The 20,266-nt window shown below is 34.2% G+C and carries 15 protein-coding genes; 8 read left to right on the forward strand and 7 right to left on the reverse strand.

Features of this window, described 5'->3' with window-relative positions:
* Window positions 1-75: 75 nt before the first annotated feature.
* Together N4270_RS04655 and N4270_RS04660 are read right to left on the reverse strand one after the other, a co-directional pair.
* A complete protein-coding gene (locus N4270_RS04655; RefSeq protein WP_260095771.1) occupies window positions 76-2,550 on the reverse strand; it encodes a ribonucleoside-diphosphate reductase subunit alpha in 2,475 nt (824 codons plus the stop codon).
* A gap of 189 nt (window positions 2,551-2,739) precedes the next feature.
* Window positions 2,740-3,729 (reverse strand): ribonucleotide-diphosphate reductase subunit beta, encoded by a 990-nt coding sequence (locus N4270_RS04660; protein ID WP_260095772.1) that lies wholly within the window; start codon window positions 3,727-3,729, stop codon window positions 2,740-2,742.
* 685 nt (window positions 3,730-4,414) lie between these two features.
* Between N4270_RS04660 and N4270_RS04665 the strand changes: the two genes are divergently transcribed.
* Both N4270_RS04665 and N4270_RS04670 read left to right on the forward strand, forming a co-directional pair.
* Window positions 4,415-5,149 (forward strand): LytTR family DNA-binding domain-containing protein, encoded by a 735-nt coding sequence (locus N4270_RS04665; protein ID WP_260095773.1) that lies wholly within the window; start codon window positions 4,415-4,417, stop codon window positions 5,147-5,149.
* Between the two features lies 1 nt (window position 5,150).
* A complete protein-coding gene (locus N4270_RS04670; RefSeq protein ID WP_260095774.1) occupies window positions 5,151-7,136 on the forward strand; it encodes a tetratricopeptide repeat protein in 1,986 nt (661 codons plus the stop codon).
* Here N4270_RS04670 and N4270_RS04675 read toward each other — a convergent pair whose 3' ends face one another.
* Together N4270_RS04675 and N4270_RS04680 are read right to left on the reverse strand one after the other, a co-directional pair.
* Window positions 7,137-7,844 carry a DUF4412 domain-containing protein gene (locus tag N4270_RS04675; protein ID WP_260095775.1) on the reverse strand — a complete coding sequence of 236 codons (708 nt, stop codon included), beginning with the start codon at window positions 7,842-7,844 and terminating at the stop codon, window positions 7,137-7,139.
* Window positions 7,845-7,962: 118 nt separating this feature from the next.
* Window positions 7,963-8,529, reverse strand: a complete 567-nt coding sequence (locus N4270_RS04680) for a DUF3109 family protein (protein WP_260095776.1) — start codon at window positions 8,527-8,529, stop codon at window positions 7,963-7,965.
* A 111-nt stretch (window positions 8,530-8,640) separates the two neighbouring features.
* Here N4270_RS04680 and N4270_RS04685 point away from each other — a divergent pair, with 111 nt between their 5' ends.
* From N4270_RS04685 to N4270_RS04695, 3 genes are read left to right on the forward strand one after another with little or no spacing between them, the layout of a single operon-like run.
* A complete protein-coding gene (locus N4270_RS04685; protein WP_260096129.1) occupies window positions 8,641-9,228 on the forward strand; it encodes a MarC family protein in 588 nt (195 codons plus the stop codon).
* A 9-nt stretch (window positions 9,229-9,237) separates the two neighbouring features.
* Window positions 9,238-9,438 carry a hypothetical protein gene (locus N4270_RS04690; RefSeq protein ID WP_260095777.1) on the forward strand — a complete coding sequence of 67 codons (201 nt, stop codon included), beginning with the start codon at window positions 9,238-9,240 and terminating at the stop codon, window positions 9,436-9,438.
* Window positions 9,438-10,040 (forward strand): FAD-dependent oxidoreductase, encoded by a 603-nt coding sequence (locus N4270_RS04695; RefSeq protein ID WP_260095778.1) that lies wholly within the window; start codon window positions 9,438-9,440, stop codon window positions 10,038-10,040. Before N4270_RS04690 ends, N4270_RS04695 begins: the two co-directional genes overlap by 1 nt.
* 6 nt (window positions 10,041-10,046) lie before the next feature.
* Here the strand turns inward: N4270_RS04695 and N4270_RS04700 are convergent, their stop codons facing one another.
* The 3 genes from N4270_RS04700 to N4270_RS04710 all read right to left on the reverse strand — a co-directional run bounded on the left by N4270_RS04700 (window position 10,047) and on the right by N4270_RS04710 (window position 12,862).
* Window positions 10,047-11,675, reverse strand: a complete 1,629-nt coding sequence (locus tag N4270_RS04700) for a S41 family peptidase (protein ID WP_260095779.1) — start codon at window positions 11,673-11,675, stop codon at window positions 10,047-10,049.
* Entirely contained in the window at window positions 11,676-12,107 is a 432-nt protein-coding gene (locus tag N4270_RS04705; RefSeq protein ID WP_260095780.1) for a dCMP deaminase family protein, read from the reverse strand.
* A gap of 164 nt (window positions 12,108-12,271) precedes the next feature.
* Window positions 12,272-12,862: a HupE/UreJ family protein gene (locus tag N4270_RS04710; RefSeq protein WP_260095781.1), complete on the reverse strand. Its 591-nt coding sequence runs from the start codon at window positions 12,860-12,862 to the stop codon at window positions 12,272-12,274.
* A 162-nt stretch (window positions 12,863-13,024) separates the two neighbouring features.
* Between N4270_RS04710 and N4270_RS04715 the strand changes: the two genes are divergently transcribed.
* From N4270_RS04715 to N4270_RS04725, 3 genes are read left to right on the forward strand one after another with little or no spacing between them, the layout of a single operon-like run.
* A complete protein-coding gene (locus tag N4270_RS04715; RefSeq protein ID WP_260095782.1) occupies window positions 13,025-16,300 on the forward strand; it encodes a tetratricopeptide repeat protein in 3,276 nt (1,091 codons plus the stop codon).
* The gene (locus tag N4270_RS04720; protein ID WP_260095783.1) at window positions 16,287-18,230 is read left to right on the forward strand and encodes a DUF3857 domain-containing protein; all 1,944 of its coding nucleotides are present in this window, start codon (window positions 16,287-16,289) and stop codon (window positions 18,228-18,230) included. Before N4270_RS04715 ends, N4270_RS04720 begins: the two co-directional genes overlap by 14 nt.
* 9 nt (window positions 18,231-18,239) lie before the next feature.
* The gene (locus N4270_RS04725) at window positions 18,240-20,204 is read left to right on the forward strand and encodes a DUF3857 domain-containing protein (RefSeq protein ID WP_260095784.1); all 1,965 of its coding nucleotides are present in this window, start codon (window positions 18,240-18,242) and stop codon (window positions 20,202-20,204) included.
* Window positions 20,205-20,266: the final 62 nt, after the last annotated feature.

Below are 20,266 nucleotides of genomic sequence, written 5' to 3' on the forward strand. Positions count from 1 at the left end.
CGTTGACTTTTAAACAAAAAAAAGCATCCCATTATCATATGATAACGGGATGCTTTTATACATAACACTTAATTATTAAGAACCACACATTAAGCAATCATCACCTTCGGCTTGTTTAGCTTGAGCAATTAAGGCTTTCATTTCATCTGCACTCATTGGTTCTACCTCTACTTTATCTGCTGTTTTCTTAGCAAATTTAGCAGCTGTTTCTGCTGCTTTTTGTTGTTTTTGAGCTACCTCGTCAACTTGTTGAGGTGCTTCGGCTACTGGTTCTGCTTTTTCAGATCTGGTAATGGTCACTTTTTTAGCATCAACAGCACTCTTGGTACGTAAATAGTACATTCCGGTTTTTAAACCGCTCTTCCATGCATAAAAATGCATAGAGGTTAATTTTGCCATGGTCGCACCTTCCATAAACAAGTTAAGCGATTGTGACTGATCGATAAAGTAGCCTCTATGACGAGACATATCGATGATATCTTTCATGCTCAATTCCCAAACCGTTTTGTAAAGCTCTTTAATATCTTGAGGAATCACATCAACATTTTGTATCGATCCATTGGCTCTCATGATTTCATTTTTCAAACCTTCATTCCAAAGTCCTAATTCGACTAAGTCTTCTAATAAGTGCTTATTTACAACAATAAACTCTCCAGATAATACACGACGTGTATAAATATTAGACGTATACGGTTCGAAACATTCGTTATTTCCTAAGATTTGAGAGGTTGAAGCTGTTGGCATTGGTGCTACTAATAATGAATTACGCACACCATTTTTTAAGACCTGCTTACGTAACTTCGCCCAATCCCAGAGTCCGCTTAACTCCTCATCTTTAATACCCCAAAGGTTGTATTGGAATTCACCTTTACTAATTGGAGATCCTTCATAGGTTTGGTAAGGTCCATCGGCTTTTGCTTCTTCCATACTAGCGGTAACTGCTGCAAAGTATAGCGTTTCAAAAATATCCTGGTTTAATTTTTTTGCTTCGTCACTTGTAAAAGGCAAACGTAATTTAATAAACGTATCGGCTAAGCCTTGAACCCCTAAACCAACTGGTCTGTGACGAAAATTAGAGTTTTCGGCTTCTTTTACAGGATAGTAATTTCTATCGATTACTCGGTTTAAGTTCTTCGTCACACGTTTGGTGATTCTAAATAACTCTTTGTGATCAAACTCACCATTTTTAACAAACATTGGTAAGGCTATCGATGCCAGATTACACACAGCAACTTCGTCTTTAGACGTGTACTCCATGATTTCTGTACATAAATTTGAAGAACGGATGGTTCCTAAATTTTTCTGATTCGACTTACGGTTTGCCGCGTCTTTATATAACATGTAAGGTGTTCCCGTTTCAATTTGAGATTCTAATATTTTCTCCCAAAGTTCACGAGCTCTAATCGATTTACGACCTTTACCTTCGGTTTCATATTTGGTATACAATGCTTCAAATTCTTCACTATGCACATCGCATAATCCAGGGCATTCATTAGGACACATTAAGGTCCACTCACCATCTTCCTGTACACGTTTCATAAATAAATCTGGCATCCACATCGCATAGAATAAATCACGAGCACGTAATTCTTCGGCACCATGATTTTTCTTTAAATCTAAGAAGCTCATAATATCTGCATGCCAAGGTTCGATGTACATGGCGAAGCTTCCTTTACGCTTTCCGCCACCTTGATCTACATAACGTGCTGTATCGTTAAACACTTTAAGCATTGGTACAATCCCGTTACTTGTTCCGTTGGTTCCTGCAATGTAACTTCCTGTAGCACGAATATTATGAATAGACAAGCCTATTCCGCCTGCAGATTGCGAAATTTTAGCCGTTTGTTTTAGTGTATCGTAAATACCATCAATACTATCATCTTTCATCGTTAATAAGAAACAAGATGACATTTGTGGTTTTGGCGTTCCTGAGTTAAATAAGGTAGGTGTAGCGTGTGTAAAGTATTTTTTAGACATCAACTCATAGGTTTCCAGAGCAGCGTCTAAATCGTTAAGGTGAATCCCGATAGAAACTCGCATTAACATGTGTTGCGGACGTTCGGCAATTTTACCATTTAATTTTAAAAGGTAAGAACGTTCTAAGGTTTTAAATCCGAAATAATCGTAACCAAAATCACGGTTATAAATGATAGCCGAATCCAGTGTATCCTTATTATCGGTAATAACTTTATAGACTTCATCACTTAGCAAAGGTGCTTTTTTTCCTGTTCTCGGATTGACATAGGTATATAAATCGGTCATGACCTCACTAAAGGTCTTTTTGGTATTTTTATGTAAGTTAGATACAGAAATTCGCGCAGCCAATCGTGCATAATCTGGATGAGCTGTGGTCATTGTTGCAGCTTGTTCGGCTGCCAGATTATCTAATTCGCTAGTGGTTACACCATCGTATAAACCATCGATTACTCGCATAGCCACTTTAATTGGATCTACAAGTTCATTGAGTCCATAACATAATTTACGAACTCTGGCCGTAATTTTGTCGAACATTATCGGCTCTTTTCTTCCGTCTCTTTTTACTACATACATACGTTACACATTTTTTAGTTTTCTGAAGCTACCATTCAGAAAAAGGATTAGTTAGTTATCATTAATCAGCAGGAAACTGATTAACAATGGATTAATTATTAGGTTTATATACTGAAATTAAAACTGGTTGTTACGTATTCTTCGAAAATTGCTAACCAGTTAAAATACTTCTGTCTTTACTTACGGGTTCTAGAAATCGAAATTATCTGAACCGAAATCGTATTTATTTTCTTCTTCCTCTTTGTTAAGAACGCCAGCTTTTTGGTATTCTGACACACGTTTTTCGAAGAAGTTTGTTTTACCTTGTAAAGAAATCATGTCCATGAAATCGAAAGGATTTGCTGTATTGTAAACTTTTTCACAGCCTAAATCAGCAAGCAAACCATCAGTTACAAACTCCAAATATTGAGACATGAGTTTGGCATTCATTCCTATTAAACTTACAGGAAGAGATTCGGTAATAAATTCTCTTTCAATATTTAAGGCGTCAACAATAATTTCTTTGATACGTTCTTTTGGCACTTTGTTTATCAAGTGATTTTCGTGTAGGTGTACGGCGAAGTCACAGTGCATTCCTTCATCACGGGAAATCAGTTCATTAGAAAATGTCAAACCTGGCATTAAACCACGTTTTTTCAACCAAAATATAGAACAAAATGATCCAGAAAAGAAAATACCTTCTACAGCAGCGAAAGCGATTAAACGCTCGGCGAAACTTGGAGATTCGATCCATTTTAATGCCCAATCTGCTTTCTTTTTAATCGCAGGAAAAGTTTCAATAGCATTAAAAAGCATGGCTTTTTCTTTCTCGTCTTTTACATAGGTGTCAATTAACAAAGAGTAGGTTTCACTGTGAATGTTTTCCATCATGATTTGGAATCCATAGAAAAATTTGGCTTCACTATATTGAACTTCATTCACGAAATTTTCAGCTAAATTTTCGTTTACAATACCATCACTAGCCGCAAAAAACGCTAATACATGCTTGATAAAGTAACGTTCATCATCGGTAAGTTTTCCTGTCCAATCGGTAATGTCTTGGTGTAAATCAATTTCTTCTGCCGTCCACATACTAGCTTCTGATTTTTTATACCATTCCCATAAATCATGGTGTTGAATAGGAAAAATCACGAATCGATCTTTATTTTCTTGCAAAATTGGTTCTACAACTTGAGACATATTAATTGGTTTTTTTTATTTAAAAATTAGCTGAAAAATTTAGTGTGATTTGGGACTAACAAAGATTCAAAAATGTATGAGATATTTCGGTATTTTTTACGAAACCTTTTCAACAAGTTTTTAACAATGTGGATTTTATAAAAAAATTAAAGATTTGTTAAAAATATTTTTAATGTATTGATATTCAGTATTTTACAATTAATGTTCGAAAATCAAAAACGTAAGTATAATCCTGTTAAATATGCCTTGGCAAGTGATGTTTACTGTAAGTTCACCATGTTAAAAATACGCTAATAATTCCATAAAAAAAGAGAGCAAAATTTGCTCTCTTTTTATCCCTAATAATTAACTAAACTAACTAAAACTATTTACTAATAAAGTCATGTTAATTGAAATTAAGATTAAAAAAGTCAGGTTTGACCCTGACTTTTTAATGATTAATAGCATTTAATCAAAAAGTGAATCCCCACGATCACTCTATTTTTTTGATTGGTCATCTTAATTTCAGTTCAAATATGATAAAATATCTTTGTCAAAATGTTTCAATTTGTATAGATGGTTGCAAAAAGTGTATACTTGGTAAGAGCCCATTACGAATACATACTTTAAAACACATTACACAGTAAATCGTGCTAACTATACATATTACAGACAACCTATTACATTATATTCTATATTTGATATTATGATTAAAGCAGTAATAGTAGACGACGAGCCAAAGGCTATTCAAGGGTTATCCTGGGAGCTTACCAACTTCAGCAACGACATAGAAATTATAAAAACGTTTTCTAGTCCGGAAGAAGCTATTCAGTATTTAAATAAACATACGCCTGACTGTTTGTTTTTAGACATCCAGATGCCAACGATGGACGGATTTCAGTTTTTAGAAAAGCTCACCAACAAAGATTTCCCTGTTGTTATTACAACCGCTTATGACGAATATGCGATAAAGGCCTTAAAGCACGAGGCCATAGATTACCTATTAAAACCTATAGATTCTGACGACTTACAAGACACCATTCAAAAAATAAAAAAATACAATTCCAGAGTTATAAACGCTTCCAAAATAGAAGAGGTTTTAATGAGTTTTAACGAACGGTTCGACAAAAAGAAGATCACTATAAATACTGACGGAAAACTTATATTTTTAGATATTGATGATATTTTATTTGTTGAATCTGATGGCAACTACAGCACCATCGTTACCAGCAAACAACAAAACATTGTCATCACTAAAAAATTAAAAGAAGTGGATGCTATTTTACCCGAGCATTATTTTTTTAGAATTCATAACTCATTTATTATTAACTTGAATAAAATTAAAGAGTTCATTAAAAGTGAAGGTTATGTCATTATGGAATCCAATCATAAAATTCCGGTAGCCCGACAGCGCAAATCTGATTTTTTAGAAAAACTATAGATTGAAATACCCTAGTTTACATAAAATCCCTTATAATACCAATGTTGTATTGACTATGCTTTTGTTTTGTTTGATGCATTCAAGCTTAATAAACGCACAAGACCATACCAACTCAACATTTGATAGCGACGTTACTACCTTACTATCACTAAAGCCAGTACACTATGCTTCGATTGACTCGCTGATTAAAACACATGCTCGAGACAGTCTCAAGATGAAGGCTTTAATAAAAGACTCTAAAAGCCGCAATTATTTAGAAGGAGAAAGCTATGCGCTTAATGCATTGGGTGTAATTTACCGAAATGTTTCGCTGTATGAAGCCTCAATCAAAACACATGAAACTGCCAAAGCTATTGCTGATGAAGCTGAAAATATCGAGTTACAAATTGTAAGTCTTAATAATATTGGTGTGGCTTATCGCCGAATGGATTTAGTAAAACCCGCATTAGACTTTCACACCAAAGCCTTAGATATTGCACGTTCTGTTAAAAACCCTTCGGAAACTATCTCTTATAATATTGCCGTTTCGCAAAATAGCATCGGGAATATTTATCTCATTTTAGACCAGTACGAACTCGCCTTAAAACAATTTGAAAAATCAATAGCGATTGAAAAAAAAGCCGGAAACCGTTTAGGGCTGGCCATAAATTATCAAAATATTGGCTATGCTTACGAAGCTCAAGGCGAACTCGAAAATGCACTTCGTAATTACAAACTATCTTTAGAGTTTAACGAGCAAATTAATTCTAATTTAGGTCGTGTTATTTGCTATAACAGTATTGGACAAGTCTATATAAAACAGCGAAAATATATTGACGCTAAAGTGATTATAGAAAAAGCCTTAAATAAAGCGCTTACGATTAACGATCAATTTTATATCGCTGCCTCTTATATTAATTTAGGTTGGGTTCAAAAGGAAATGGGAAACCTTTCTACTGCGGAACGAAATCTTAAAAACGGATTAAAGGTCGCTAAACAATACAATCTCAACTTATCAATCGTTGAAGCCGATAAACACCTTTCAGATTTATACAATACAACCAACGACTATCAATCGGCTTTAGCACATTATAAAGAATCGGTTGAAGTTGAAAAAACCATCAATAACGATCGTAATTTACGCTATGTTAATGATGTGATTATTCAGTATGAGAATGAAGCAAAAAACAATGAAATTAAAGCGCTTGCCAGTGAAAATCAGATTGTAAAATCGAAGCTTGAACGCAACAAAAAAATATTTTGGTACTCTATGCTGGCGCTTGCCATCATTGTTGGTGTGTTAGTTGGGTTATATCGCAACCGTCAACTGAGTCAGGAAAAACAAATCTTAACTCTAGAACAGGATATGTTGCGCAGTCAAATGAATCCGCATTTTATCTTCAATTCTTTAAATTCAATCAAGTTGTATATCATTAATAATGAAAAGGAAAATGCGGTGTATTACCTCAACAAATTCTCCAAACTTATTCGGAAAATTCTGGTAGCTTCTTCGGAAAAAGAAAACTCTTTAGAAGACGAACTCGACACCATGAAACTCTATATGAACATTGAAAACATTAGATTTTCAAATGAAATAAACTTTGAAATTGAAGTAGATGATACCATTAATACGGCAAGTATCAAAGTACCATCATTAGTCTTACAGCCCTTCCTTGAAAATGCTTTATGGCACGGACTCTCATCAAAGAAAGACGACAAGAAAATTGTATTGTACGTCTATAGAACTCAGGAAGATTTTGTAACTATTTCTATTACCGACAATGGGATTGGCAGGAAAGAAGCAGAAAAAATCAATCAGGACAAATTGCTTAAACGCAAATCTGTTGGAATTGCCATAACCAAGGCACGATTAGCGAATTTCTCTAAAGGGTATACCAATGACTATAGTATTACCATTGAAGATTTATACGATGCTAATCAGCAACCCATTGGAACACGAGTTATTGTCGATATTCCAACACGTTCTTCGGTGTTAAAAACTGCTTAATTAGCCTCCAAAAGCAGACATCATTGAGCCATATTTTGAAGCTTCAATTGAAAAGGTTGTTTTCTCTAAGCCCACACATTGCATTGTCATACTGTTTTTTGATTTCTTTTTATCTACATAAATCATTTCCATCATGAGTCCGTTGTCTGCATACTTTTTCATCCATTCAGGATTAAACCCTTTCGGCATTTTTTTGGCATTAGCCCCAAAAACCTGATTAAAACTAACTGGCACTTCATTTGTAATATAAAAAGTGATTTTCACGTCTTCATTTTCACTCACAAAACCTTCACAATCGAAGCCCATTATGGTTTTAGACTCTATCTTTTTAAAGGTATACGCTGAAGCATCTGTATCGCCTTTAAAATCGGAAGCTTTTAGTTTTGTTTTTTGTACAACTTTCTTACCCATCATCTCCATAAACATGGCCGAGATATTAAGCTTGTTATCCATCACCATAAACATCTTAGCATCTTCATTGGTTTTGGTCATTTCAGCAGAATCAAAACCAAAATAGGTCCCGCCTTTTTTTAAATAATAATCAAAAGTCATATCGCCTTTTTTATGCGTCATTTTGAGTTTGTAGATATAATCAAAATCGTAGCTTGAAGGCAGTTCAATTTTAGAGGCTTTTTGAGAAAAAGCACTTTGAAAAAAGATGAAAAAAGTGATTAGAATAGTAAAATGTGTTATAGAATGTGATCGCATGAGTTCTGAAAATTTATAGATTAATTTATTGTAAATCTTCAATTTACGAATCCAATAATAAACTCAAAAGCCAAAATGTATATATGGTTTAAAATCCTGTGTAATTGGATGTCAATTTTCAACGGTAATTCTGAGCAACCTTTTCGAGCTCCAAATACCAATTTTCACCAAATTTTCTAATTAAGGCTTCTTTTACAAATTTATAAACGGGCACTTGTAATTCTTTACCTAAAGCACAGGCATCATCGCAAATTTCCCATTTGTCGTAATTAACAGCAGAAAATTCGGAGTATTCTTTAATACGAATCGGATACAAATGGCAAGATACTGGCTTTTTCCAGGAAATTTCACCTTGATTGTAAGCCTCTTCGATACCGCAAAGTGCTGTTTTTTTATCATCAAAAATCACATAGGCACAATCGGCTCCGTTGATTAAAGGTGTCTCAAAATCACCAAAATCTGTAGTAATGTGGGTTCCTTGTTTTTCAATGGCATCAATACCTTCTTGGCGTAAAAATGGTTTTACTTTAGGGTAGATGGTCTTGAGTTTTTCAACTTCATCTGCATCAAGCGGAGCGCCTGCGTCGCCATCAATACAACAAGCACCTTTGCATGCCGATAAATTACATACAAAATCCTTTTCTATAATATCTTCTGAAACTATGGTTTTACCTAGTTGAAACATTTGATTTTAAGCTAAAATAATGAAGACAAAAATAGGTAAACTTTACCATTATTTAACGTTATATATCTTACATAAAGACTTACTTTTGCCGAAAATTCTCAAATCATGGATATTCAATTAAATTTCAAGGAGATCTTAACCGCATTTATGGTGTTATTTGCGGTCATTGATATTATAGGAAACATTCCTATTATTATTGATTTACGAAAGAAAGTTGGTCATATACAAAGTGAAAAAGCGTCAATAATAGCTGGTGTTATTATGGTCTTCTTTTTATTTCTAGGAAAAACTATTTTATCCTTTTTAGGCGTTGGTGTCAACTCGTTTGCTGTGGCTGGTGCATTCATTCTGTTTTTTATTGCTTTAGAAATGATTTTAGGCATTACACTCTACAAACAAGACGAAAACACAGCTATGACTGCTTCTGTATTTCCATTAGCATTTCCTTTAATAGCAGGTCCAGGAAGCTTAACCACATTGCTGTCTCTAAGAGCTGAATTTAGAATTGAAAACATCATCATTGCGGTAATACTAAATGTTATTATTATCTTTATCGTATTAAAAACCTCAGCTAAAATTGAGCGTATTATTGGTCAAAACGGAATCAACATCATTCGTAAAGTATTTGGTGTTATCTTACTAGCCATTGCAGTTAAACTATTTGCACATAACATCAAAGCGCTTTTTGAACTGGCATAATCTGGATTAATGAAATATTTCACCATTCTATTTACTATTGTTGCTATTGGACTTATCGTATACAATGCGACCATGCTTGATTTTGACAGCCTGTTTGAAGGCGAAAGTGTTGTAGCACTAATCACAATCTTAGCTTCACTTTGCGGCATTGCTTTATTACAATTATTACGATTATCTAAACGGGTCGACAAAAAATTAAAAGGAAAATAATGTATGATGCTTTTATAATTGGTGGTGGCGCAGCTGGTATGTCTTGTGCTTTAGTTTTAGGATCTGCAAAGTCTAAAGCTTTTGCCGAAAACAAACGTATTGCTATCGTGACGCATCAAAGAACATCACACTTACAAAACGCTTTATTCAATAACGTTTTAGGTTTAGAGCCTGGAACTTTAGGTGCAGATATTCTTGAAAGCGGGAAAAAGCAACTCAGCAATTTATATGCACATGTGGAGCAGATTGCATCAGAAAAAGTAAAATCCGTGAAGCAAACCGACGGTCATTTTACCGTTATTACTAATAAAAACACATACCTATCTAAAATAGTAGTTGTTGCTGTAGGTTATACTAATTTATTAACTATAAAAGGCCTTGAAGCTTATGTTGAACCACACCCAAGAGCTGCTATTGAAAAAGACCGTATTTGGTTAAAAAATGACAATCACTTGGTGACTCATGGTTTATATGTTGCCGGAACATTAGCTGGCTGGAGAAGTCAATTTGCAATTGCTTCAGGAAGTGGCGCACAAGTAGCTACCGATATTTTAACGCTTTGGAATGACGGCAAGCAAACTAAGATCCACGATAAAATTTAAACATTTTTAGTTGCCACTGTTAGATGCTTCGAGTTCTAACTGTTCTTTTTCCCGACTTAAAAAGATGACTTCTTCAATCATATCGTCGGTTTCGTTAAGAATTTTTTCAGCAACATTACTTCCGTAGAGCTGTTGTGCTAATTCCGATTTGATTAGTCGTTTCATCTGATCGTAATAAGCTACAAAAGTGATGTTGGTACGTTCTTTTAAGTTAACAAAATCCTGAAATTTTAAAACAATATCATCACTAACTTCAAAATTATTGATAAAATCGTCGACCTCGACACCTTTATAGATGCTTCGGTCTTTATCTAATTCGGTAAACACAAAATTACTGATGTACTCACGACGCCTTAAGTAGTTTAGAGTTTCATTTTGAGCCGTGGTATTTAAAGGCACAAAGATGTCGGGGATAATACCGCCACCACCATAAACGACTTTCCCTAGAGGTGTTTTGAACTTTAAAGAATCGGCAATTTGTATACTCTCAGGGTTTTCCAATTCGCCACTACTTAATCGTTTGTAGTAATCATTATAGTAATCGGTACTTTTCCCATTATCGTAAGGCCTTTGAATAGATCGACCTGTAGGCGTATAATATCTTGAAACTGTTAATCGTACTGCGCTTCCGTCTCCCAGAGACATTTCACGTTGCACCAAGCCTTTTCCGTAGCTACGACGCCCAACAATGGTGCCTTTGTCATTATCTTGAAGTGCTCCGGCAACAATTTCGCTTGCCGATGCCGAGCTTTCATTAATCAGAATATAAATATCGCCTTCTTCAAAATCACCATCATCTGTAGCAAAGCTTTTTTCAATTTTGCCTGTTTTGTTTTTGGTAAATAATATCAGTTTATCATCTTCTAAGAACTCATCAACAATCTGTTCTGCGATACCAAGAAAACCTCCTGGATTATCACGTAAATCTAGGGCCAACTGGGTAGCACCTTGATCCTGAAGTTGATCTAAAGCCTTTTTAAATTCTTTATAAGTCGACTCGGCAAAACGATTAATTTTAATGTAACCTAACTTGTTGGTAAGCATATAAGCTGCATCAACACTTTTAATAGGAACCACATCGCGTTTAACCTTAAATTCTATTAGTTTATCTTCACCTTTTCGGAATACTGTTAGCTTTACTTTTGAACCTTTCTCCCCTTTTAGCTTTTGAATAATAGCATTGTTACTCCATTCTCTTCCGAAGATAGAATCGCCATCGGCCATTAAAATTCTGTCACCAGCTTGAATACCTGCTTTTTCACTTGGACCGCCTTCAACCGTTCGTATAACGGTCACTGTATCATTATAGGTATAAAAATTAACACCAAGGCCCACAAAATCACCTTTCATATTATTGGTAACCCGTTCTAATTCACTTTTAGGAATATAAGTAGAATGTGGATCTAAGTTGTCTAGAATTCCGTTAACAGTAACATCGACGATGCTGTCTGTATTGACATCATCTACATATTCGTAGTCGATATAGTCTATGAGTCGGTTTAGTTTGTCTTTTTTGCTATTAGAGGTAAATAAACGATCTGACGTATCGGTGAAATTTAATTTTCCGCCAATAAAAACACCAGCTGCAATAGCAACACCAACAATGAGTGGGATGTATTTTTTATCGAACGTCATTTATGCTTTTAAGTTTTCTATTAGTTCTAATTCAATGCCAGCCTTTTTTAAAAACTGCAATCCAGAATCGTCTTTATAACCTTCATGATATACAACTCGTATAATACCCGCCTGATGGATAAGCTTGCTACACTCTTTGCAAGGCGACAACGTGATGTACAAGGTCGCACCTTTACAAGATTGCGTTGAAGCAGCCACTTTTAGTATGGCATTAGCTTCGGCATGTAACACATACCATTTGGTGTAGCCATCATCATCTTCACAATAGTTTTCAAAACCTGTTGGTGTTCCGTTATAACCATCAGATATAATCATTCGGTCTTTAACAATTAAGGCACCAACCTGTTTACGTTTACAATGCGATAGTTTGCCCCATTCTTTAGCAATTCTCAAGTAAGCTTTATCGTATCGTAGCTGTTTGTCTTTTGGCATTTATATAATTTATGACGCAAAAATTATTCCGAAGAAACCTTAATTAACGTCTATCATTAGGTTATTTTCTTTATGCTGAACATCAAATGTAATAATAATTCAAAATGTAATAGCCAATTATATGTTAGATAACGTTAAAGTTTTATCAAAATTGAGTTTGATTTTTAGGATAGTAATTCGCTTTTAATGAGCATAGGAAGTACAAACCCGACAACAATTGCCGACATCACCATCACCCAATCCCGTTTTGAAAACCTAAAAAGTGTTTGGCATATAAAACTCAAAAAGATGATCAAGATGGCAACAACAAGTTGACCGACTTCTATTCCTAATCCGATTTCGATAATAGCAAGTAGCTTAGACTCAGACGCAGACACTAGAGTTTCAAAGGTAGATGAAAAACCAAAGCCATGTATGAGTCCGAAAAACAAAGTCACAAAAAACAACAAGCCTACTTTATTGCCGTGTGACTTTTTACCTGCAGTAAACACATTAAATAAACCAATAATTAAAATGGTTATCAGGATTAAAAACTCTATAAACTTGACATTAATCGTAATAATATTATAGGTGGTTAATATCAAGGAGACACAATGACCAAGTGTAAAAACACTAACGAGTAATAAAACCCGTTTCCAGTCTTTAAATAGGTAAGGTACAGCGAGTACAACTAAAAACAAAAGGTGGTCGTAGGCATTTAGATGAAGTACATGATAAACACCATCTTTAAAATTTGACAGAAAATCGTCAATCATAATTTTTATTATTTGGGTTGAATCAAAGTTACGGTTTATAATTGAGGAAGAAAACAAAATAATCATGGCTTTCATCGATTAATTACCCATGAAATTCATTTTTTTTTATGATATTGTAATCTACTGTGTTATATTCGAAATCCTAACTTAACTTAAACTATTATGAAGCACTTATTATCTGTTGCTACGATCTTTCTATGTCTTGTTTCTTTTGCTCAGGAAAAACTTCCGTTTATTGATTATGAAAGTATTCGGGAAATAGCTATTGAAAGCGAAACCAATAAAGAGTATGACAAAGCTATAGAAGCCCTAAATCGCATTAGTAAAAATGATTCGACCTATTGTTCGGTATTGACCTCTAAATCGTATTATTCTATTCTTCAGCAAAAGTATGACGAAGCCATTGCCTTTACTGATGAAGGTTTAAGTTTAAATTGTGACAGTGAGTCTACACTATATTTTTACATCAATAAAGGAGTTTCTCTTGCTAATACCGATCGTTTTGAAGAAGCCTTAGTAGTTTATAATAAAGCGCTAGAAATCTATCCGCGAAACGCAAAACTCTGGTACAATAAAGGTATTTCATTACAGCAGCTTAAAAAGGTACCTGAAGCTATTGAAGCCTATCAAAACACAATTACCTATAATCCAATTCACAGAAATGCCCATTTACAATTAGGAAATATTTGCTACGAGCAACAGCTTATTTCTCAAGCATTAATGTGCTACAACATGAGCTTAATGATAGAACCCGATAGCGAACGTGGTTTTAACTTATTGAAATATTTAAATGAAATCGTTTCAACCAAAAACGATCATGAGCCAAACCCAAATTTAACTGTTTCTAAAGATGATAATGCTTTTGAAGATATCGACTTGATTATAAATAACCGCGTTGTATTAGATACCGATTACGATACTGGCAACAAAATTACCATCGCTTTAGTTAAGCAAAATCACGCCTTATTAGAACAACTAAAAGACATTGAAGGTCATGGTGATTTTTGGAGTAAGTTTTACATACCTTTTTATCAATGGATTGCTAGTGAAGGTCATTTTGACGACTTTACCTATACCTTAAACTATGCTATAAAAAATGAGGATTATAAAAAAGTCATCGAAAAAAACAAAGACAATGTAGATGGGTTTATTAAAGCTTTTGTGGCCAAATGGTATGACATTTTTACCAGAAATGGTGAAGGTTCTTTTGTTCACAATTACGACGGTGGAATATTTCAGGCAGAAGGTCCTTTTAAGAATAATACGGTTACTGGTCACTGGAAATTTTACGACGCTAATGGGCGTCTATTAAGCGAAGGTGCTTATAATAAAAAAGGAGAGAGAAAAGACGATTGGAAATGGTATCATGACAATGGTAGTGTTAAAGAAATTGCCATCTATAAGGATGGAAAACTCAGCGGAAAAAACAAACTTTATTACGATGATGGCTCACCTTATATAATGGGTAACTCAAAAGATGGAGAATTTGAAGGCGACTATAAATATTATCTGAAACAAGGTGGTTTAAAACAAAATAAGCAGTACAAAAACGGAAAGTTAAATGGTAAATACCTCGCGTTTTTTGATGTGGGTGAAGACTTGGTCGAATTTGACATTGATTACAAAGATGGTTTGGTAGAAGGTGATGCTATAGAATATTATGCCAATGGTAAACAATATTCGGTTATTAACTTTAAAAATGGTAAACGTGATGGTAAGGAAACCCAATATTATAGAAACGGAAAAGTATCTATGGAAGCAACTTACAAAGACGATCAGCTTGAAGGTTCTTATATAACTTATCATAAAAACGGAGCTAAAAAAGATGTAGGACAAAGCAGTGAAGGCTATTTTGATGGCCCTTGGAAAACCTATTATGAAGATGGCACATTAGGTTCTGATTATATCTATAAAGACGGACAACTTAATGAGACATATACCTCTTATGATAGAGACGGAAAAATAATTTCAGAATTTCAATATAGAAAAGGAGAAATTATAGGGTATAAATTCTATGATAAATCGGGCGAAATCCTTTCTGAAAACCGTAAAAAAGGAGGTGAATTTTTCTACGAAGGCTACCATACTAATGGAAATAAATCTGGCGAAGGCCTCTATGATGTTAGAGGTGGTAAAGTTGGAGAATGGAAGTTTTATTCAGCTAATGGCGTCTTAAACGAAGAAGCGACTTACAAAGACAACGAACCTGTAGGCATCGAAAAAACATATTATGATAACTCTGGTGATCTCCAAAGTATAAGTGAATATGATGACGAAAACAACAGAGTATTTTATCAATTCTATCATCCAGATGGTTCCTTAAAAACGCAAGGATGGTTTAAAAATGGTTACAAACATGGCGATTGGGAATTTTACTACATCGATGGCACCATTGAAGCCATTAACTTCTACCATAAAGATCAATTGCATGGGGTTCAACAGTACTTTAATGTAGATGGCACTATAGATCGTGAAACGGCCTACGAATACGATTTATTACTTACCGAAAAGCAATACAATAATGCTGGAGAAGTCTACGAAACCTATTTATATAAAAGACCTGAAAAATCATATACTGTGGTCTCTAAATACCAAAATGGGAATAAAAAATCTGAAATGGATTATGTTAACGGCCAAAAACACGGCAATTACAAATTCTATAATTTCTACGGAAAAGTAACCATTACAGGCCATTATGTGAATGATGAAATGAACGGAGAATGGAACTGGTATTTTGATAACGGACAACTTAGAATCAAGGAAACCTATGTGAATGGCGCTAATGATGGTCCTAAAAAACGCTATTATGAAAATGGTCAGTTAGAAGACGATTATTACTACGAAGAAGATGTTAAAAAAGGAACCTGGTTATCCTATTATGATAACGGTACTTTATACACCTCTACCGAGTATGCTTTTGACCAAAATCATGGTAGAAAAGAATTTTATAGTTCGTCAGGCAAATTACAACTTGTTAGATTCTATGACCAAGGACGATTAATTGGCTACAGCTATTTGGATACGACAGGAAAAGAAAAAGAAATGATTCCTATCACCAATGAAACTGGACGAATAGAAGCCTATTACGATAATGGCAAACCCTCAAGAACCATGACCTATTTAAATGGTGAAATTGATGGTGAGTATAAAGCTTATTATTATGATGGTACTTTAGAAAATCAAACCAATTATGAAAAGGGTGAATTTAATGGTCAAGATATTGAGTACTACGCTAATGGAAATGCAAAACTCAAAGAAGATTTAGTTTATGGCTATCGTCATGGTTTAACTGAAAAGTTTTACCCTAACGGAAAACTAAAAGAGCGCATCAATTACCGTAACAACGAGAAGCACGGTGAAGTCACCTATTATGATGAAACTGGTAAACTCACTAAAACAGAGTACTATACAAATGGTTATGTCTATGAATCAAAATAAAAACCTACATATTTACCTCTTCGTATTAACGTTTATCGCACTGCTCCCAAATTGCGCAAATGCCCAGTACACCAGAGAATTTGACCTGATAAAGAACAAATATCCTGATTCTAAAATTGTAAGGTTATTAGAGGATGTTAAAATTTCTGTGGCGTTAAAAGACAACGAGCTTGAGGTCAAACAATCCTTTATTGAAGAGGATTTATATCTAGATCAATCAGCCACATATGGCTCCAAAAGAACCTTGCGATTTTCTGCTTTTTTTGAACTGCAATCGGTAGAAGCCACCTCATACGAATACCGAGATGGCAAGTACAAAACCCATAAAGTAGAAGAGTTTCTGGAAAAAGATGAACTTGACGATTCCTTTCACGATGATACAAAATCTCTAAACTTTATCTACCCGAATCTGTCTACGGGAAGCAAAACAAAGCTGGAATACACCGAAATTGTCAAAAACCCAAGATTTTTGAGTCCGATTTATTTTGGCGATTTCTTCCCAATTAAACAGAAAAAAGTCACACTGGTTGCCGATAAAGACATCACATTTAGATTTCAAGAATTCAATACCGAAGATTACCATATCGCTTTTTCCAAAGAAGAAAAAAGAAATACTATAATTTATACTTGGGAAATTCTAGATGTCGACAAACACAAACATGAAGATAATGTACCAAGCTATCAACGCGTACTTCCGCATATCATACCCATAATTACATCGTACAAATCTAACGACCAAACAGTTAATTTGCTTCATGATGTTTCTGGGCTTTACCAATGGTATTATTCGATGGTAAAAGACATCAATTTAAGCGAACCCGATCCTAATTTGGTGACTTTAACCAAAACCCTAATCAAAGATAAAACAACCGATTTAGAAAAAGCAAGGGCTATTTATTACTGGACACAGCAAAACATTAAATACATCGCTTTTGAATATGCTTTAGGTGGTTTTATTCCAAGGGAAGCCAACGATGTCTTCAAGAAAAAATATGGTGATTGTAAAGACAATTCAAGCATTCTGTATGAGATGCTTAAAATTGCTGGATTAGAAGGTCATTTAACATGGATAGGCACACGAAGCATTACCTATAGCTATAATGAGGTTCCTACACCCATTGTAGACAACCATATGATTTTATCTCTAAAACTTGATGGTAAAATTTACTTTTTAGATGCTACAGGTCGTTATCTGCCTATAGAAATGCCTTCATCCTTTATTCAAGGTAAAGAAGCTCTAATTTCTAATGGCGAAACAAACTATGAAATTGTTGAAGTACCAGTTATGGACCCTAAATCCAATAGCTTTAAAGAAACCAACACGCTTGCATTAGAAGAGACCAATTTGACCGGACGTACAACCACTGAGATTTCGGGATATTACAAGATTGATTTCTTTAATCAGTTAGAAGATGAAAACACGCCAACCAAAATTAAAGACTATTATACAACCAAATTAACCAAAGGTAATAACAAGTTTTTGGTTGATGATGTTTCAGAAAAAAACAAATACGATTATGATAAAAACTTAATTGTAGATTATACATTCAACATTAATGATTATGCTAAAAAATTAGGTGATGAAATTTATGTCAATCTCAATTTAAACAGAGATGCCAGTCACTATAAGTTTGAAAATAATCGCGAGAACGACATCGAAGTACGTTACAAAAGCTATTACGATTATCAAACCACTTTAACCGTTCCAGAAGGCTATACTGTCGATTATATTCCAGAGAATTATGCTGTTTCAAACCCTTTTTTAGAGGCGACAATTAGTTACGAAAATATTGATAACAGTATTGTATACAAACATACTTTAGAAATGAAATTTTTAACACTTAATGCCCAAGAACAAAAAGAAGTGAATAGCGTCATCAAGACCATAGAAAAAAATTACAAAGAGACCTTAGTCTTTAAAAAACAATAAATAACATCCATGAAATTAGTATTTAATCTTTGCCTTGTCTGTTTTATTAGCTTTAACCTTAGCCACGCACAACAACCATTTTACAAGTCGTATGATTGGGAGGCCAATCCCGAGTATACTGTTCAAGACCTTCACGATGAGAACATGGCAGGTATTAAAGAAAAAATTGTCTCAGAGTTTTATTTTGAAGGAGATGATTTAACTGAATACTTTTTAGAGCACAAAGTGTATTATCTGAATTCTGATGAAAAAATTGAAGCCTATAACAAAGTCTATTTGCCTTATGATTCGGAATCAAATTTAGAAATCAATAAAGCCAGAGTTATCACAGCTAAAGGCGAAATTATTAATCTGGACGATTCAAAAATTCTAACTGCAACCGATTCTGAAACCAACAGAACCTATAAATATTTTGCTTTTGAAGGCATTGAAAAAGGAAGTTTTATAGAATACATTTACGTTGTGAAACGCTATCCTAATTACCGAGGAAAACGCATCAACCTTCAAGCCGATTACAACAAACTCAATGTGGAATTTGATTTATATGCGCCGTCAAACCTCTTGTTTAAATTTAAAAGTTTTAACGGTTTAGACGACGTGGTGAGAGATACGATTACAGAAGACAAAAAACACTGGTTTCTTAAATTAAATTCAGTAAAACTCTTAGAACCCGAAGAACTCGCCGTATATAATGCCGATAAAAAATTCTTGATTTATGCGCTAGATTCTAATACGGCTAGCCGAACCAGAGACATCACTTCCTATGCAAATGTGTCGCAAAATATTTATGATTTTTACAATAAAGAGCTTTCAAAAAAAGAAGTTTCAGAACTCAAAAAATTCTTAAAAGACATCGATTTTAAAGAAAGTGACGACATTGACACTAAACTCAGAGCCATAGAATCCTATATTAAAACTAATATTTTTATCGCGAACTCCAGTGGTGATAAACTTTCGGAGTTATTAGACATTATAAAAGACAAGGTTGCTAACGATAGAGGCATCATTAAATTATACGCCAGTATTTTAAATTATCTCGACATTAAAAATGAATTTGTGTATACCTGCAGCCGTGAGTATATGCGATTTGATGAAGAGTTTGAAGCGAACAATTTCTTACAAGACATTCTGATTTATTTTCCAAAAACAAAAACCTATTTATCGCCTACTGAAATTGATTCGCGTTATGGTTTTCCGCCAGCTTACCTAACAGATACTTATGGTTTATTTATTAAAGAAGTGGTTATTGGTGACTTTAAATCTGCCGTCGGAAAAGTAAAATACATCCAACCTATAGCTGCCGAACACAATGTTGATAAAATGATTATTGATGTCACATTTGATGCTGATGATATTTCAAAAACGAACATAAAATTAGATCGTGCAATGTCGGGTTATTACGGTATGTACATTCATCCTTATATGGATTTAATACAGCCTGACAGTGAAAAAGAAATTTCTGAAGGCTTAGCAAAAAACCTAGATGAAGATGCTGAAATCACCAATAAAGTCATAAAAAACAGAGATTCTAAATTCTTCGGAATAAAGCCTATTCAATTTATAATTGACTTTAACTCGAGTAAATTTGTTGAAAAAGCCGGACGAAAATATCTATTTAATGTAGGTGATCTCATCGGAAGGCAACAAGAAATGTATCAAGAAAAAGAACGTGTGCTACCTGTTGAAAGCGAATTCCAACGAAGTTATTTCAGAACCATTAATATCACGATTCCTGAAGGTTATACCATTGCGAATTTAGACGATATCACTATTAAAAACGACTATACAAAAGACGGAAAAGTATTGATGAGCTTTGATTCGTATTACGAGTTAAATGGCAATGTACTTACCATTACAGCCGACGAACATTACAGAATAAATCATATTGACACCAGCATTTATGAAGATTACAGAACCGTCATTAATAGTGCTGCCGATTTTAATAAAGTTACTTTAGTCTTAGAAGCGAAGTAAAAGAAATTTTTACTCAATTTAGGATGAACACTTTAGGTGTTGTGCACACAAAATAAAAAAGC

Origin of the sequence: Psychroserpens sp. SPM9 (genome assembly GCF_025153525.1) — a bacterium.
In the GTDB taxonomy this organism is placed as follows: Bacteria; Bacteroidota; Bacteroidia; order Flavobacteriales; family Flavobacteriaceae; genus Psychroserpens.

What these genes read in the sequence shown, in the direction of transcription:
- N4270_RS04655 (WP_260095771.1), bottom strand. Translation starts at nt 2,550, where the DNA reads ATGTATGTAGTAAAAAGAGACGGAAGAAAAGAGCCGATAATGTTCGAC.
- N4270_RS04660 (WP_260095772.1), bottom strand. Translation starts at nt 3,729, where the DNA reads ATGTCTCAAGTTGTAGAACCAATTTTGCAAGAAAATAAAGATCGATTC.
- N4270_RS04665 (WP_260095773.1), top strand. Translation starts at nt 4,415, where the DNA reads ATGATTAAAGCAGTAATAGTAGACGACGAGCCAAAGGCTATTCAAGGG.
- N4270_RS04675 (WP_260095775.1), bottom strand. Translation starts at nt 7,844, where the DNA reads ATGCGATCACATTCTATAACACATTTTACTATTCTAATCACTTTTTTC.
- N4270_RS04680 (WP_260095776.1), bottom strand. Translation starts at nt 8,529, where the DNA reads ATGTTTCAACTAGGTAAAACCATAGTTTCAGAAGATATTATAGAAAAG.
- N4270_RS04690 (WP_260095777.1), top strand. Translation starts at nt 9,238, where the DNA reads ATGAAATATTTCACCATTCTATTTACTATTGTTGCTATTGGACTTATC.
- N4270_RS04695 (WP_260095778.1), top strand. Translation starts at nt 9,438, where the DNA reads ATGTATGATGCTTTTATAATTGGTGGTGGCGCAGCTGGTATGTCTTGT.
- N4270_RS04700 (WP_260095779.1), bottom strand. Translation starts at nt 11,675, where the DNA reads ATGACGTTCGATAAAAAATACATCCCACTCATTGTTGGTGTTGCTATT.
- N4270_RS04705 (WP_260095780.1), bottom strand. Translation starts at nt 12,107, where the DNA reads ATGCCAAAAGACAAACAGCTACGATACGATAAAGCTTACTTGAGAATT.
- N4270_RS04710 (WP_260095781.1), bottom strand. Translation starts at nt 12,862, where the DNA reads ATGATTGACGATTTTCTGTCAAATTTTAAAGATGGTGTTTATCATGTA.
- N4270_RS04715 (WP_260095782.1), top strand. Translation starts at nt 13,025, where the DNA reads ATGAAGCACTTATTATCTGTTGCTACGATCTTTCTATGTCTTGTTTCT.
- N4270_RS04720 (WP_260095783.1), top strand. Translation starts at nt 16,287, where the DNA reads ATGAATCAAAATAAAAACCTACATATTTACCTCTTCGTATTAACGTTT.
- N4270_RS04725 (WP_260095784.1), top strand. Translation starts at nt 18,240, where the DNA reads ATGAAATTAGTATTTAATCTTTGCCTTGTCTGTTTTATTAGCTTTAAC.